Genomic DNA, 15,630 nt, shown 5'->3' with positions numbered 1-15,630 from the left:
TTTACTTGAGGAGTAAAAATGAAAAGTGTTTATGTTGGGTGTTTTGTTGGTATGCTTATATATTAACGAGAACCTGTGAATAATTTGTGACGAAAACCTTGGAAATTTGCTACGAATTACTTAAAAAAGTTTAAATCTGTCTCACCCTAGTTAATCAATACAGCGATTATTTCTTTTTAGCATTTTGGATGGCTTTAAATAATGTTGAAAATTGTCCTTTGAAAGACATCACATCATCAAAGATATCAACACCATCGTTTAACATTTTGACGGTAACCCAGCCAAGCGCTTCCGTAATTGCTACCGCAACTGAAGCATTGACCATGCCACCAGTCACAGTTCCGACAACAGGAATCACTTTTAGAATATTCCCAACTGCGCTCTTACCTAAACTAACCACTACTAATTCTTTGGTTAAACTTTTACCTAAGCTTTCAGACCAAGACTGACCAAAAATTTTATGCAGCCGTGACATCATAGTTAATTGAACAGGTACCAGTAAAAAAGCATCCGAAAACGGAATTGGTGAAAACCCAATAATTGCTGCTGACAATGCAGCAAAATGAATCGTTTGATGACTTTTCTTTTTCACGTCAGGTGAAACACCAGCCAAAAATTCATCAAATACTTTGTCGAGTTGTGTTTGACTGTTCGTCACTAATTGTTCTGCTTTACCTTTAGAAGTTGCGAAAGCATTCATTATGGCCGTAGACGTTTTTTGTGGAAATTTTTTCAAGACATCTTGAAAAAAAGAACGAAATTCTGGGTCTTCGATTTCTTTATTCAATTGCTTAGTTTCTTGTTCTGCTAATTCTTGTTTTTCAATCTCTTCAAAAAGTTCTTGTTTCTTTTTGTTTTTATGTTTTTTTCTTCTCATCTCATTAACTCCCTTATCTATCAATATGTAGAAACAAAGTATAGCATAGCCCTTGGTTGATTCTCTTTTAGATGATTTGAAAAGCCAGAACTTATCTGTTTTTTAAACAAATAGAAATGTTCTAGCTTTTCTCAAAAAATCAGCTATTTTGTTTGTTCTTCACCGCAATACACCGTCAAGTGTTTAGGCAAAATTTCCAGCGTAATTGGCAAAGCAGCTCCTTCATCACCATCCACATTAGTGGTTAATTCTTCTTGGTTTTCTAAGGAGATTGTTCCTTCTTTAAAGGTTAGGTAAACTAAATTATCAGTGGACTGGTCGACGCCTTTTAACAAATCTGGGACTGCTTTTACTGCATCCCACAATGATTGATCTTTTAAATAAACTAAATGAAGTTTGCCATCATCCACTTGGGCCTCTGGTAATAATGTTTCAAACCCACCGATTGAATTCGTTAAGCCAACTAAAACGGTACTACTTTCAATGGTTTGTTCTTTTTGATCCAAGCTTAAATGAAAAGGATACGTTTGAGCATTCGCTAAATGTTTGGCACCTGAAATAAAATATGCGAGTTTTCCTAACTTCGTTTTTTGTTCAACGTCCACGTCGTTAATTGACTCTGGAATCGTCCCAATCGCAACGACATTCATAAAGTAGTCGTCATTGATTTTCCCCACATCTAAAGCACTGATTTTTTCTAAATCTAATTGTTGAATCGCTTCTTCAGGATCCATCGGTAAATTCAAGGCTCGCGCTAAATCGTTCACCGTTCCTAAAGGAAAAAAGCCAAATTTTGGGCGGTAAGCTTGTTCTGCCAACCCGCTAATTCCTTCATTAACGGTTCCATCTCCCCCCATTACGAAAACACTGTCGAAGTGACTTTCCGCAGCTTCACGGGCAAATTGTTCTGCATCGCCGCCTTTTTCTGTTTGTTTCACTACAACTTCATCAAATAACTGCTTTAATTTTTCTTCTGCTAATGTTTCAAATTCTTTGGCTTTTTCACCACCAGAACTGGGGTTAACAATTAAAACTGCTTTTTTCACTGGCACCACTCCTCATTGATAACTAAATCGTTTGATTCCTTACAATTATTATAAAAGATATTTTTGATTCTGGCGAAAAATATGCTGACACTTGCTTAACAAACAAGCATTCCTGCTCCTCACTACTTTTCAAAACGTTCTTTAAAGCAATAGGCAAAATAATAGAACAATTTCCAAAAATCTTGCCAAACTTTTGGATCCATCCCCGTCAATTCATGAATTCGTTTCAAACGGTAATTCAATGTATTTCGATGGATATGTAATACTTGTGAGGTTTCATTGATGTTTAAGTTATGATTGGCGAAAAAAATAACGGTTTCATAGTATTCATCATAAATCGTCTGGATGGTTTCAAAAAAATCCAATTCAATATGAAAAGGAAAATTAAAAATTCCTTGAATGAAAAAATCTTCTGCTTGGTAAAACTTAGCCTTTTCTAATTGGAGAAACGATAGAAGTAAATACGTGTTTTGTGCCTCTTGGACCATTTGTTGAATCGTGGCTTTTTCCGAACTTATCACAAGGTATTCTGTTACTGGCTTTGTTATCTGAGGTGGTTCAGAAGTAATCACCAGATAACAATTTTCCCATTCAAATATTTCATGGCTAGGATAATAACTGGATAATAAGCGCTTGTCCTTGGTCAGTACACAATGATTCTGGTCATCTAATTGAAGGTTATATAGTTCCAACGCTTCAAGTTTTAAGGCTTCTGAGTAAGCAGAATCAACATGCATTAAGTGCTGGATAAACTGATTTTTTTGTTTTTTCTTTTTTTCGCGTTCTTGTTGTGTATTTAATTCTTCTGTCAGTAAAAGAACAATCGAGCGCACAAGCTTGGTAAATTTGCGCACCTCGTCTGGTTCTCCTGAAATGCCTACGACACCTAAAATGTGATCATTCAAAATAATCGGTTCATTGGTGCCTTTTTTCTCTAAAGAAGTATCTTTATAAATTTCAATATTTTTTCGTTCATTGATGGCTCTTTCTGCACCACGATGGCGCTCCCCAATTCGAGCAGAATCTCCACTCGCAATAATTTTTCCTCGTTCATCCATAATATTGATGTTATAAGGAATATCTGCCATCAACTTTTCAACAATTTTATTTGCTTGGATTTTGTCTAATTTTAACATTGCTATCGCCAACTTTCTAAAAAGCGAGTAGCGTTTGGGACATAAGCCGCAATGACTTATGTCCCAAACGCTTAATTCTTCAGATCAACGACTGAACATTTTTATTTCAGCTTTCATTACTGATGATACCATGGTTAGTTCTTAGTCACAAGGCACCAGCTGTAATGTACGAGCAATATTTTCAACGGTTCTTTCTAAGTTAACTGGCCCATTTTTCAATGCTGCTTCCAATGGTTCGGCTTTGGCCAAAATTCCAAAAATAGCCGTCATCCCTTCTTCATAGAGGACATCCACATCTTTGCCGATATAGCCAGCACAAGCGAAAACCGGTTTTTGATACTTCTTGGCCAAACGTGAGACGCCATAAGGGGCTTTGCCGAATTTTGTTTGAAAATCCATACCGCCTTCACCAGTAAAGACATAATCAGCGGCTTTTATTTTTTCTTCTAATTGATTCACTTCTACGACAATATCAATCCCTGGGCGTAACTGAGCTTTTGTGAATGCTAGTAACCCTGCACCCAAACCACCAGCAGCTCCTGCACCTGGCATCATCTCAACATCAATGCCGATCTCTTTTTTGATGATCGCTGCATAATGGGCTAAGTTTTTATCTAATTGAGCCACCATTTCTTCTGTCGCACCTTTTTGCGGACCAAAGACATGAGACGCCCCTGTTGGCCCTGTTAGTGGGTTATTCACATCACTCGCTACTAGAACTTCGGTAGCAAAAATACGTTGATCAAACTGTGTTAAATCGATCTGCGCCAGTTTATCTAATGCACCACCGCCACGTGTCAATTCTTGCCCTTCCTTGTCTAACAAACGCGCACCAAGTGCCTGAATCATACCTGCACCCCCATCATTTGTCACGCTACCACCAATGCCGATAATGATTTTTTTTGCCCCATGATTGAGCGCATGTTGAATCATTTCTCCTGTACCATAAGTAGAAGTGATCAAGGGATTACGTTCTGCTGCTTTGACCAATTCAATTCCGTTGGCTTTCGCCATTTCAATGACCACCGTTTCTTGGTCACCTAATAAGCCGTAATAGGTTTCAACGATTTGATCAGGAAGCGGTCCTGCCACACGCACTGGTACTCTTGTGCCTCCTGTTGCATCCACTAAGGAATCCACCGTTCCTTCCCCACCGTCTGCCATCGGGACGTGTTGAATGTCTGCATCTTTAAATACAGCTAAAATCCCTTTTTCCATTGCCAGACAGGCTTCTTTTGCACTCATACTTTCTTTAAATGAGTCTGGAGCCAAAACAAATTTTTTCGTCATCTTTTCGCGCCTACTTTCCAACTAGTTTAAAATAAAGCCATATAAAATGGTTGCAACAATCGTCATTACCCCACCGACACACATTTCATAAGGAATCACTCGAATTCTTTCTTTAATCGTCATATTCATACTTTGTGCCGTAATATGGAAATAATTGCCTTGAGGAACACTATCAATCACAGTTGCCCCAGTATGCACCATGACTGCTGCTGAAAGTGAAGATGTGCCCATATCTAAAATCGCTGGTCCAAAAGAACCTGTCGCTAAAATAACCGCTGTGGATGTTGAACCAACTGCTAAGCCCATTAAAATACCAGAAATCGGTGCCAAGAAGGTTCCAGAAATTCCCATAACAGAAATTAAGTGGACAATTTGTGTTGATAAATCAGAAACAGAAATTAATCCAGCAATTGCACCTGCACCAATTAAAATTAAAACGGTATCGGTTACTCTCTTCAAGCCAGAAGACGCATAAAAGGCCAGTTGTTTTGTTTGCCCAATCGCAATTGTCCCAACAACTGAGGCGAACGGCAAAATATACAGAGCATCAATATTCAAACTTTTGATGAAAGAAATATTTAAAACGGCGCCAATCGGATTAAGTAATAATAAGACAATCGCTAACACTGGTGCGATTAACGCCTTTTTCAAAGGTAATAATTCTTTTGTTTGTTCCTCTACAAGATCCGTTTCTTTGACCATTGATCCTTTGCTTCTCATGATATTTGCAAGAACAACAGCTGTAATTAAGCCAAATACGGCTGGAATAAAACCAGCAATCATAACGTCACTTAAAGGTAAATCAAAGCCGTTCGCCGCTGCAATAGTATTTGGATTAGGCGAAATAATATTGCCCGCTTTGCCGCCACCTGATAAGGCAATCAATAATGATAACTTACTGATACCCGTACTTTTCCCAACAGATAGAGCAATCGGGGCAACAATCAACACTGCAACAGGAATGAATACGCCCACTGCTGTAATTACCATTGTGGATAATGCCAAAGATAAAATAGCTTTTTTCTCGCCAAGCTTTTGTACAATGGCGTTGGCAATTGATTCTGCCGCACCAGATTCCATCATCACACCCGCCAACATACCGGCTGCTAAGACACGGATTGCGGTTCCCATAATACTTTGTGTTCCGTTTAATAGAACAGCGACTGTATCTGACAGGGAAGCGCCTCCAATAAGACAACCAACAATTGCACCAAAAAACAAGGAATACACAGGATTAAATTTTTTCAAAATTAATACTATCGCTACAACTAATCCTAAAATTGCAGCAACCCAAGATATTGTAATATCTGGCATTCAAAATCAGCTCCTTAAATTGTTTACGCTTTCATTTTATCAAAGTCCTTTCTTTTTAAAATTGTAAATTTAACAGGATTTATTGTTCAAATGCACAAAAAAACCGTTCTTAAAGAACAGTTTTTTGAAATCTTTTTCTATCTTTCTCAATAATGACCACCAAGCCAACGAACAAAAGAACACTCACAATTAACAATACTGCCGTTTTATTATATCCATGAAAGAGCGCTTCGCCTCCACATGCGTAAAGTATTGAGGAAGGAATCACACCAACGACTATCGCGGCTATTAAATTTTTTAATGGCAGCTGCATAGTATCCGCAGCAAAATTAATCACAGAAGAAGGAATAATTGGAATCATGTAGCCTACCATAATCCCAATTATTGGATGCTTCATCCGTCGAATGGACTGGACCCAATGATTGGTCTCCGTTTTTTTATCTAAAAATTTTATATGATGCATCAAAAAGATTGCAACCAAATTTCCCATACTATTCCCTAAAACGTTAATGAGTGTGCCGCTGAAGGGACCAAAACTCAATCCTGCAATCACACCAATTACCGAGGTTGGAATCCCTGGTACTGCACACATGATCGCGGTCAAAAAAACTAACAATAGCGCTGCTGAAAAACCATGTGAACGAATTCGCTCTAATAATTGTGTCTTACTGGCTTTAGGATTCAAAAATAATTGAATATCTGTTTGATATTCTAGATACAAACGGTAACCTACCAGCAGGATTAAAATAAGCCCGCTACTGATTAGTAGTATTCGGATTGTTTTCCTCTTCATTTTCTTTGCTCCTTTTATGCTTTATACAAAGTGTAGCACAGGTTTCTTCGTGCCTCAATTAGAAGCTTGTATGAATAAAAGCCGCCCCTAAAAGTTAGACTAAAAATCTAACTTTTAGGGGCGATTCGAAAGTTACGAAGATACTTTTTTTATTTCCGATACATCTTAAACTCCAAGAACAGATCGTTATAAATTCCTAAGTATTCTTGACCTAAGTCTTGGTAAACTTCTAAATGTTTGATAGTTTCATCATCTGGATAAAATTGTTTATCTTCAGCAACTTCTTTTGGTAATAGTTTTTTAGCTTCTTTATTTGGTGTGGAATAACCAATATATTCTGCGTTTTGTGCTGCATTTTCTGGTCGTAACATAAAGTTCATAAATGCATAGGCACCCTCTTTATTTTTGGCTGTCTTAGGCATCACAATGTTATCAAACCAGAGATTAGAGCCTTCACTGGGAATCACATAATGTAGATGTTCATTGTTTTCTAGCATTTCAGCAGCTTCACCAGAGAAAGTTACAGCAACTGCACTTTCTTCATTAGCCATGTACATTTTGATTTCATCGGCAACAATTGCTTTGACATTGTTCGTTAATCGGTTTAACTTATCGGTAGCCTGACGTAATTGTTGGTCGTTTTTACTGTTTAACGAATAGCCTAAACTATTCAAAGATAATCCTAACACTTCGCGAGCGCCATCAATCAGCATGACATTATTTTTTAATTCCGGGCGCCATAAATCATCCCAATGTTGGATTTGACGGCCGTCAATAAATTTATCATTATAAATAATCCCCAACGTGCCCCAGAAGTACGGAACGGAAAACTTATTTTTGGGATCAAAGGATTGATCTAAAAAGCGTGCATCAATGTTTTCTAAGCCTTTTAATTTGCTGCGATCAAGTGGTAAAAGCATCTTCGCTTTCATCATTTTTTGAATCATATATTCAGAAGGAATGGCAATATCATAGGCTGTACCACCTTGCTGAATTTTTGTATACATAGCTTCATTAGAATCAAAGGTTTCGTAATTGACTTTATAGCCTGTTTCTTTTTCAAATTTCTTAATCAAGGCCGGATCTATATAGTCCCCCCAATTGTAAATGGTCAAGGTATCTGCTCCTGCCATGCCACTTGCTTTCTCCAATTGGCGCACGCCAAAAAACAAGATGACAATAATAGCGATAATTCCAATAAAAAGTGACTGTAATTTTTTCATTTTAACTTGGCCACCTCACTTTGTTCCCGACGCATTTTCTTTAAACGTTTTGGCGTATTGTCTTTACTGATAAAGTAATAACCGACAACTAGAATCATTGAGAATAGGAATACTAACGCACTTAAGGCATTGATTTCTAAACTAATTCCCTGACGTGCTCGTGAATAAATTTCAACAGATAATGTTGAAAAACCATTGCCTGTCACAAAGAATGTTACGGCAAAATCGTCCAACGAATAAGTAAAGGCCATAAAGTAGCCAGCAATAATTCCAGGCGCTAAAAAAGGCAAAATAATATTTTTAATCACTTGAACATTATTGGCCCCTAAATCCCGTGCCGCATCTACCATAGAATCGTTCATCTCTTGTAGTTTTGGTAAAACCATTAAAACAACAATTGGAATACTAAAGGCAATATGCGACAATAATACACTTGTAAAACCTAAACTGATAAACCCTACTGCCGTGAAGAAAATTAAGAAACTGGCTCCAATAATAACATCTGGTGAAACGAGTAAAATGTTATTAAAGCTAAGCAACGTGTTCCGGTTTTTACGACGTTTTGTATAATAAATCCCCATCGCGCCAAATGTTCCAATGATGGTTGCTATTAAAGCCGATAAGAAAGCTAACAAAAACGTATTCAGAACAATGGTTAACAAACGTGTGTCTTCGAAAACGTTCCGATAATTATCTAACGTAAAACCAGTAAACTGATTCATCGTTTGCGTGTCGTTAAACGAATAAAAAATCAAATAAAAGATTGGTGCGTACAGTAGCGCAAAGACAACGAATAAATACACATAAGACCATTTAAACTTTTTCTTTTGCATTATTTGCCACGCCCTTTCTTCTTCTCACCCGTCAGCAACATCACAATAAACATGGCAACAATTAAAATCACACCTATTGTTGAACCCATGCCCCAGTTTTGCGTTACTAAGAAGTGTTCCTCAATCGCCGTTCCCAACGTAATCACCCGATTGCCGCCAATTAAACGCGTTAACATAAAGAGCGAGAGCGAAGGAATAAAGACAGCTTGAACGCCACTTTTCACACCGTTTAGGGAGAGAGGAAAAATGACACGGCGGAACGTTTCCGCACTGCTAGCTCCTAAGTCCCGACTAGCACTAATCAATGAAGGATTCATCTCTTCTAAGGCATTAAAAATCGGCATAATCATAAATGGAATTTCAATATACGTTGCGACAAATAAAAAACTGAAATCTGTAAACAGAATTTGGTGCGTGCCCAAACCCATAAAACTCATAAACTGATTGATACTCCCATGAATACTGAAAATCCCAATAAAGGCATAAGCTTTTAATAATAAATTCACCCACGTTGGTAAAATAACAAGCATTAACCACAACTGTTTATGCTTGAGCTTTGTCAAAAAATAAGCCGTAGGATAACTTACCAATAACGTAAAAATGGTAATCAGAAAAGCATACCAAACCGAATTAATGGTCATACTTAAATACGTTCCTGATGTAAAATACGTTTGGTAATTCGCCAAGGTAAACTGGCCATTCATATCGAAAAATGATTGATAAATAATCATTAGCACTGGCGCAATGACGAATAAAAGTAACCACATTACATAGGGAATCGAATAAATTCGACGCATTGTTTTCATTTTATTTTCCCCTTTCGTTTACTCGTCGTAACTTTCTAAACGGGCATCAAAGTCTTCTTCTGATTCATTGAAGCGCATCACGTGAATATCTTCTGGCTCAAAAGAGAGCCCTACTTGAGCGCCTTCTTTGGCTTTTCGAGTGGAATGCACCATCCATTCGTTTCCTTGTTCATCAAAACAAATAATTTCATAATGAACGCCGCGGAATAACTGCGTGTCCACCGTTACGGTTAGCTTACCTTTTTCAAGCGTGGTAATCGTTAAGTCTTCTGGACGTAAAACGACTTCTACAGGTTCATTTTTCCGCATGCCGCCATCGACACATTCAAACTTTTTTCCCACAAATGAAACTAAATTATCTTCCAGCATCACGCCATCCACAATATTACTTTCCCCTACAAAGTCAGCAACAAAGTGATTAATCGGTTCATCATAAATATCGACTGGTGTGCCACTTTGCACGATATGACCTTTATTCATGACAAAAATTTCATCGCTCATCGCTAATGCTTCTTCTTGATCATGGGTCACAAAAATAAAAGTAATTCCTAAACGTTGTTGTAAATCACGTAGTTCATATTGCATCGCTGTGCGTAATTTCAAATCTAAAGCGGATAACGGCTCATCTAAAAGCAATACTTTTGGCTCATTGACAATCGCTCGTGCAATTGCGACCCGCTGACGTTGGCCCCCAGACATTTCACTAATTTCACGTGTTTCGTAGCCGGGTAATTGAACCAAACGTAATGCCTCTTTCACTTTTTTTTCAATTTCTGCTTTGGATAGTTTTTTGATTTTTAAACCAAACGCAACATTATCAAAAACATTCATGTGAGGAAACAAAGCATAATCCTGAAACACGGTATTGACTTGGCGTTTATTGGCAGGTACATCATTTATTCTTTTACCATCAAAATAAACATCGCCAGAAGTCACGTCATTGAATCCCGCAATAATACGCAAAATCGTTGTTTTGCCACATCCTGAAGGTCCTAATAACGTATAAAATTTTCCTTCTTCAATTTCAAAGCTGACATTTTTTAATACTGGTTCATCGTCAAATTGTTTGACAACATTTTCAAATGAAATCACATGGTTTCTCACTGGATAAACTCCTCCATTTCGTCCTTTATAAATACGATTCTGTCGCCACAATTAACGCACGACTTTTTCCTCGACCATTGTTGCTAATTTGGTGAGGTTCTGTTGCTTGGTAATACATGGTTTGACCTTTTTTAGCAATATACGTGGCTTCCCCTAATGTCAAACGAATGGAGCCATCAATCACATAAATAAATGTTTCTGATAGAGAAGGTTCAAACGTTTTGTATTCGCCATTTTTATCAAAAGTAATAATGACAGGTTCCATTTCTTTTTCATTTGAGGCTGGAATTAACCATTTTAGTTCATAGCCATGTTCTTCATCATAATAGAGGGTACTTTCTTCTTCATTGTAGACAATTTTCTGTTCAAGCGGTTGCTGACTAAAAAACTGCTCTGGCGTCACGCCTAGTACTTCTAAAATTGAGAAAAATGTTTCCATTGATGGTGAGCTTAAATCCCGCTCCAATTGGGAAATATAGCCTTTGGATAAATCCGTTCTTTCGCCTAATTCTTCTTGTGTTAAATTTTTCTGAATGCGTAAATTTCTCAACTTCTCACCAATTTCCATGGCACACCTCGTTTCTATTTTCAGCTAATCTTTTCAACAAAAGTTTTGTAATACTAAACTTACAGTTTAGTTTTACCTTTTTTAGTATACGAACTTTTTGAAAAATTTCAACCATTTTTCTTTATTTTTCTAGTCTAATTGTCACACAATCTTTCTTTTCTGTATAACTTACTGTTTATAAGAAGAAAAATGATACGAAAAAATCAGAATATGATAAAATAAGACGAGTTGCTTTTTTACATAATTGGAAGGAGAGTTTTTATATGAATTCATTTCAAGCATTTACGTTAAGAGAACAAGATACATCTGTTATTGGTCAACTAGAAACCATTACTTTAGACGATTTATCAGAAGGCACTGTAGTAATCAAAGCAGCCTACTCCTCAGTTAACTTTAAAGACTCTTTAGCTTCAAAAAAAGACGGCGGTGTGATTCGCAATTATCCAATGATTCCAGGAATTGATGTCAGTGGCACTGTTGTCACATCGGAAGATCCTCGTTTCAAAGAAGGCGATAAAGTGATCGTAACAGGCTATCAATTAGGGGTTAGTCATACTGGTGGTTATTCTGAATATGTGCGTGTTCCTGGCGATTGGGTAGTTCCACTTCCTGAAAAAATGAGTCTCAAAGAAGCAATGATTTTCGGAACTGCTGGCTTTACGGCCGGATTATCTGTCACAGCTTTAGAAGACGATGGCTTACGCGACGACAAAGAAGCCCCCATTATTGTAACTGGTGCGACAGGCGGTGTTGCGACATTGTCTATTGCGATGTTGCATCAATTAGGCTACACTTCAATCACTGCATTAACTAGAAAGCCAGATTCTTTTGAGCTTTTAAAAGAGTTAGGTGTTAGTGAATGCTTATTAGTAGAAGATTTCTTAGCAACTCCTGTTAAAGCATTAATGAAACAGCGTTTTGCTTTTGCAATTGATACCACTGGTGGGGAAATTACTTCTGCTGTTTTACCACAACTTCGTTATGATGGCCGTTCAGCCATTTGTGGCCGCGCTGCTGGAATTACATTAGAGACAACCGTTTTACCCTTTATTTTACGGGGCGTTCATTTATTGGGCATTGATTCGGTTAATGTTGGTATGGACAAACGAAAAATAGTCTGGCAACGTCTTGCCACTGATTTAGACATCACTGAAAAAGCTGTGTATCAAGAGATTACTTTAGAAGAACTTCCCCCTGTTTTTGAAGCATTACAAGCAGGCCAACATATTGGACGGACCATTGTCCGAATTTCTTAAGGAGGCGTTTTGATTATGGATGTTTTAGTTACTGCTGGTGGAACGTCAGAACCGATTGATAATGTTCGTTCGATTACCAATCATTCTTCTGGCGGACTAGGAAAAGCAATTGCTGAAAGTTTTTTAGCTGCTGGACACACCGTAACCTACGTAACAACCAAACATGCATTACGTCCAACCCAACAATTGGACTTATCAATTAAAGAAATAGAAACAACGGTTGAATTAGCCACTACGTTAGAACAACTCTTTGCTGAAAAGCAATTTGATGCGATTGTTCACGCAATGGCAGTCAGTGATTTTACGACGGAAACCGCGCAAACGGAAGAACAATTTATTGATTCTTTTGCTCAACAATTAAGCGAACAAACATTGCCAAAGACCAAAGAAGCCTTGGTAACTATCGTTCAAAACACATTGAATCAGATTGCTGATATTCCTCAAACAGCAACAAAAATTTCATCTGATACGGACCGATTATTAATTTTTCTAAAGAAAAATCCTAAAGTCATCCAAATGATTCGTGACAAGCAACCCCAAACTGTTTTAGTGGGCTTTAAATTACTTGTCGACGTTGCACAAGCAGAACTTGTCCAGGTTGCACAAGCCGCTTTGGTTAAAAATCGGTGTGACTTTGTCTTAGCCAATGACTTGATGAACGTTCATGAAACAGAACACGAAGGATTATTAATTAACGAAACGGGTATTGTCCAAGAAGCTTGTTCAAAACAAGGGATTGGTTCAATGATCGTTAAAAATGTTGAAAAGAAATGGAGAGAACAACAATGAAAACTATTTTATTAGGCGTCTCTGGCAGCATTTCTGCATATAAAGCAGCAGATATTACAAGTCAACTAACTAAGCTTGGCTACAATGTGGAAATTTTAATGACTAAAAGTAGCACGGCGTTCATCACTCCGCTGACGTTACAATCACTTTCTAAGAATCCAGTGCATACGGATGTCATGATGGAAATTGATCCCAGTAAAATTAATCACATTGAGTTAGCTAAAAAAGCGGATTTATTTTTAGTAGCACCTGCTTCGGCCAATACAATTGGGAAATTAGCCCATGGGATTGCCGATGACTTATTATCAACAGTTGCTTTGGCACTTTATCCTGAAACACCAAAAATTATTGCGCCCGCGATGAATACGTATATGTACCAAAACCCCATTGTCCAACGAAATATTGGCATTTTAAAAGAAGTCGGCTATCAAGAAATAATCCCACGTGAAGCTCTATTAGCTTGTGGCGATTATGGTCGTGGCGCACTTGCCACTGTTGAAGATATCATTCAAACAGTGATGAAAATTTTAGCATCTGATAACAAGGAGTAATTTATGAATAACACGAAAAAATTTACGTTAACAGCAATGTTCTTAGCTATCTTACTTTTACTGGCTTTAACCCCACTAGGATTTATCACATTAGGTCCTTTAAATTCGACCACGATGCATATTCCTGTAATTATTGGTTCCATTGTTTTAGGGCCAAAAATCGGTAGTATGTTGGGCGGCACGTTTGGGATCATTAGCTTAATTAAAAATACGACAGCACCAACACCTTTGTCGTTTGTTTTTTCTCCATTTATTCCTGTGATCGGTACCGATCATGGTAGTTGGAAGGCACTTTTAATTGTGCTCATTCCGCGGATTTTAATTGGGGTCGTTCCTTATTTCGCTTACAAATGGCTAAATAAATTAACGAAGGAAAAAGCGCAACCTGTCTCCTTATTTGTGGCTGGTGTTTTAGGCTCAGCAACGAATACCATTTTAGTCATGAACATGATTTATTTTCTTTTTAATTCAGCTTATGCTGAAATTATTGGTAAAGCTGGAACTGCTGTTTACCTAGCTATTATTGCGACGATTTTCAGTTCTGGTGTGCCAGAAGCTCTTGTTGCTGGTGTAGCTGCTTCAGCAATTGCTAGCGTTTTGCTTCGCTTAATGAAACGGAATGCAACACAAAAACTATAGAAAAAAACACATGGACTAAAAATCAAGTTTGATTTTTAGTCCATGTGTTTTTTATTTATTTTTTTTGTTTTCGTAATTTATAGGCATATTCACTGGCTTTAAATAATAATTTATTAACCGGTAAATCGAATTCCCCAATAAATTCATTAATCGTTGGGTTGAAGTTCGCTTTAAACTTAATTAAGCCATCATTTAAACTACCTTCTAAGCCGCCCATATTACAGCTTTCGCAGCCACGGTTAAAACATTCTTGAATGGCATCTCGCCAAGTCACATATGTTGGCATGTAGCGTTTATAACGATCATCTAAGCCAGCATAAAGGATTTCACTTGTTGGACCAAATGTCACAGCCAAAGCGCCAGCAACCGTGACGATTTCACCAGCTTCTGCGATATTTTCTTCTAATTCTTTTAGTTCCCGAGTCAAGGAAGCATCTAATTCTTCTAAATTATGGCGCTTTTTCACTTGATTTTCTTTCAAATTACTCAAGTCTTTTTGATTTTTGTCATAGCGTTGTCGCGTGCTATCTAAGCGTTCCTTTAAATTGACTTGCGCCAGCATAATAAAGGAGTCTTCTGGATAAATGTTCAACAGCTTCTTAAAGTAATCACTATTCCGTAAAGAAATATGTTGGCGTTCCATGGTTGATTGAATGACTTTTTCAAATTCATCAACAAAGTCAACATGCCCTTGCTGCACAACGACCCCTTTTTTTTCAGCTGTTTTAATCATTTTCTTGGTGCTTTTTGACAATTGTTCCTCACTAAAATCTTCACGATAAATATTCGCTTGGAAGCGGGGCTGGATGGTGGCCCCCATATCCATTGTCAGTCCTTGATATTTGGCCCCTGCTTCTTTCAAGGTCTCAATAATAGCTGTCGCTTCAGCATGCGGTTGATGTTCTTCTCCCAAATGAAAATCTTGATAGTGAACCGCTGGATCCATTTTTATAAATAAAGCTCGTTTTTTCTTGCCAAATTTTTTCAATTCAGCCATAAAGTAGCTGACCAAACGTTCATTTGTATAGTCCATTACTGGACCTCTTGGTGTATATAACATCGTAAAACCGGCTGGTAATGGTTTGATTAAAACTAAACTTGATGCGACTAATGTATCCTTTTCATAAACCCCAACAATTTCAGAACCCCAGTTATCCTTGACTTTTGCCCATGAAGATGACTGTAGTAAATTACATAATGGGTGGTTTTTAACAAATGTATCGTGTACTTCTGCCGGAATACCGATTTTAAATGTGTACATGTTCAAACTCCTCTGCTGTGACTTTCCAATAGTCCGTTTATCTTACACTATCATAGTGTATTCCAACAGACTAGTAAAGTTTTACATGAAAATTTTTAGAAAAAATGTAGATCTTATTCTTTATGTAAAAAAGACGAGGTAGAA

At 37.5% G+C, this 15,630-nt stretch carries 16 protein-coding genes; 4 read left to right on the top strand and 12 right to left on the bottom strand.

Features of this window, described 5'->3' with window-relative positions:
- Positions 1-166 precede the first annotated feature (166 nt).
- The 11 genes from IGI97_RS03970 to IGI97_RS03920 all read right to left on the bottom strand — a co-directional run bounded on the left by IGI97_RS03970 (position 167) and on the right by IGI97_RS03920 (position 10,990).
- Positions 167-901: a YcjF family protein gene (locus IGI97_RS03970; RefSeq protein WP_172451652.1), complete on the bottom strand. Its 735-nt coding sequence runs from the start codon at positions 899-901 to the stop codon at positions 167-169.
- 119 nt (positions 902-1,020) lie between these two features.
- Entirely contained in the window at positions 1,021-1,923 is a 903-nt protein-coding gene (locus IGI97_RS03965) for a diacylglycerol/lipid kinase family protein (protein WP_438738030.1), read from the bottom strand.
- 122 nt (positions 1,924-2,045) lie between these two features.
- Entirely contained in the window at positions 2,046-3,059 is a 1,014-nt protein-coding gene (locus IGI97_RS03960) for a CdaR family transcriptional regulator (protein ID WP_002394109.1), read from the bottom strand.
- Between the two features lie 141 nt (positions 3,060-3,200).
- Complete coding sequence (locus IGI97_RS03955; RefSeq protein WP_002367172.1) at positions 3,201-4,349, bottom strand: glycerate kinase; 1,149 nt, start codon at positions 4,347-4,349, stop codon at positions 3,201-3,203.
- 21 nt (positions 4,350-4,370) lie between these two features.
- Positions 4,371-5,663, bottom strand: a complete 1,293-nt coding sequence (locus tag IGI97_RS03950; protein WP_002359581.1) for a GntP family permease — start codon at positions 5,661-5,663, stop codon at positions 4,371-4,373.
- A 109-nt stretch (positions 5,664-5,772) separates the two neighbouring features.
- Entirely contained in the window at positions 5,773-6,456 is a 684-nt protein-coding gene (locus IGI97_RS03945) for a TVP38/TMEM64 family protein (RefSeq protein ID WP_438738028.1), read from the bottom strand.
- Between the two features lie 149 nt (positions 6,457-6,605).
- A complete protein-coding gene (locus IGI97_RS03940; protein WP_438738026.1) occupies positions 6,606-7,679 on the bottom strand; it encodes an ABC transporter substrate-binding protein in 1,074 nt (357 codons plus the stop codon).
- On the bottom strand, positions 7,676-8,512 hold the full coding sequence (locus IGI97_RS03935; RefSeq protein WP_002356512.1) for an ABC transporter permease: 837 nt from the start codon (positions 8,510-8,512) through the stop codon (positions 7,676-7,678). The genes IGI97_RS03940 and IGI97_RS03935 overlap by 4 nt, the downstream gene beginning before the upstream one ends.
- A complete protein-coding gene (locus IGI97_RS03930; protein WP_002356510.1) occupies positions 8,512-9,318 on the bottom strand; it encodes an ABC transporter permease in 807 nt (268 codons plus the stop codon). The genes IGI97_RS03935 and IGI97_RS03930 overlap by 1 nt, the downstream gene beginning before the upstream one ends.
- Before the next feature lie 18 nt (positions 9,319-9,336).
- Complete coding sequence (locus IGI97_RS03925; protein ID WP_002356508.1) at positions 9,337-10,422, bottom strand: ABC transporter ATP-binding protein; 1,086 nt, start codon at positions 10,420-10,422, stop codon at positions 9,337-9,339.
- Positions 10,423-10,447: 25 nt separating this feature from the next.
- A complete protein-coding gene (locus IGI97_RS03920) occupies positions 10,448-10,990 on the bottom strand; it encodes a helix-turn-helix domain-containing protein (protein WP_002356507.1) in 543 nt (180 codons plus the stop codon).
- A 263-nt stretch (positions 10,991-11,253) separates the two neighbouring features.
- Here IGI97_RS03920 and IGI97_RS03915 point away from each other — a divergent pair, with 263 nt between their 5' ends.
- Genes IGI97_RS03915 through IGI97_RS03900 form a run of 4 tightly spaced genes read left to right on the top strand, consistent with a single transcriptional unit; the run spans position 11,254 to position 14,225 of the window.
- The gene (locus tag IGI97_RS03915; protein ID WP_002356506.1) at positions 11,254-12,246 is read left to right on the top strand and encodes a YhdH/YhfP family quinone oxidoreductase; all 993 of its coding nucleotides are present in this window, start codon (positions 11,254-11,256) and stop codon (positions 12,244-12,246) included.
- Between the two features lie 15 nt (positions 12,247-12,261).
- Positions 12,262-13,035, top strand: a complete 774-nt coding sequence (coaB, locus tag IGI97_RS03910; RefSeq protein WP_002395493.1) for a phosphopantothenate--cysteine ligase — start codon at positions 12,262-12,264, stop codon at positions 13,033-13,035.
- Positions 13,032-13,586 (top strand): phosphopantothenoylcysteine decarboxylase, encoded by a 555-nt coding sequence (gene coaC / locus IGI97_RS03905; protein WP_002395492.1) that lies wholly within the window; start codon positions 13,032-13,034, stop codon positions 13,584-13,586. The genes coaB and coaC overlap by 4 nt, the downstream gene beginning before the upstream one ends.
- A 3-nt stretch (positions 13,587-13,589) precedes the next feature.
- On the top strand, positions 13,590-14,225 hold the full coding sequence (locus IGI97_RS03900; RefSeq protein WP_002356501.1) for an ECF transporter S component: 636 nt from the start codon (positions 13,590-13,592) through the stop codon (positions 14,223-14,225).
- A 55-nt stretch (positions 14,226-14,280) separates the two neighbouring features.
- Here the strand turns inward: IGI97_RS03900 and IGI97_RS03895 are convergent, their stop codons facing one another.
- Positions 14,281-15,486 (bottom strand): aminoacyltransferase, encoded by a 1,206-nt coding sequence (locus tag IGI97_RS03895; RefSeq protein WP_002384107.1) that lies wholly within the window; start codon positions 15,484-15,486, stop codon positions 14,281-14,283.
- Positions 15,487-15,630: the final 144 nt, after the last annotated feature.

It is taken from the genome of Enterococcus sp. DIV2419 (assembly GCF_051711865.1).
Classification (GTDB): domain Bacteria; phylum Bacillota; class Bacilli; order Lactobacillales; family Enterococcaceae; genus Enterococcus; species Enterococcus faecalis.
The sequence above is the reverse complement of the archived record's forward strand: the minus strand, read 5'-3'. Positions and strand labels throughout refer to the sequence as shown.

Excerpts from the sequence above, each read along its gene's own strand:
- IGI97_RS03945 (WP_438738028.1), bottom strand. The coding sequence starts at position 6,456 with ATGAAGAGGAAAACAATCCGAATACTACTAATCAGTAGCGGGCTTATT.
- IGI97_RS03930 (WP_002356510.1), bottom strand. The coding sequence starts at position 9,318 with ATGAAAACAATGCGTCGAATTTATTCGATTCCCTATGTAATGTGGTTA.
- IGI97_RS03900 (WP_002356501.1), top strand. The coding sequence starts at position 13,590 with ATGAATAACACGAAAAAATTTACGTTAACAGCAATGTTCTTAGCTATC.
- IGI97_RS03935 (WP_002356512.1), bottom strand. The coding sequence starts at position 8,512 with ATGCAAAAGAAAAAGTTTAAATGGTCTTATGTGTATTTATTCGTTGTC.
- coaB (WP_002395493.1), top strand. The coding sequence starts at position 12,262 with ATGGATGTTTTAGTTACTGCTGGTGGAACGTCAGAACCGATTGATAAT.
- IGI97_RS03895 (WP_002384107.1), bottom strand. The coding sequence starts at position 15,486 with ATGTACACATTTAAAATCGGTATTCCGGCAGAAGTACACGATACATTT.
- IGI97_RS03950 (WP_002359581.1), bottom strand. The coding sequence starts at position 5,663 with ATGCCAGATATTACAATATCTTGGGTTGCTGCAATTTTAGGATTAGTT.
- coaC (WP_002395492.1), top strand. The coding sequence starts at position 13,032 with ATGAAAACTATTTTATTAGGCGTCTCTGGCAGCATTTCTGCATATAAA.
- IGI97_RS03940 (WP_438738026.1), bottom strand. The coding sequence starts at position 7,679 with ATGAAAAAATTACAGTCACTTTTTATTGGAATTATCGCTATTATTGTC.
- IGI97_RS03915 (WP_002356506.1), top strand. The coding sequence starts at position 11,254 with ATGAATTCATTTCAAGCATTTACGTTAAGAGAACAAGATACATCTGTT.
- IGI97_RS03960 (WP_002394109.1), bottom strand. The coding sequence starts at position 3,059 with ATGTTAAAATTAGACAAAATCCAAGCAAATAAAATTGTTGAAAAGTTG.
- IGI97_RS03920 (WP_002356507.1), bottom strand. The coding sequence starts at position 10,990 with ATGGAAATTGGTGAGAAGTTGAGAAATTTACGCATTCAGAAAAATTTA.
- IGI97_RS03955 (WP_002367172.1), bottom strand. The coding sequence starts at position 4,349 with ATGACGAAAAAATTTGTTTTGGCTCCAGACTCATTTAAAGAAAGTATG.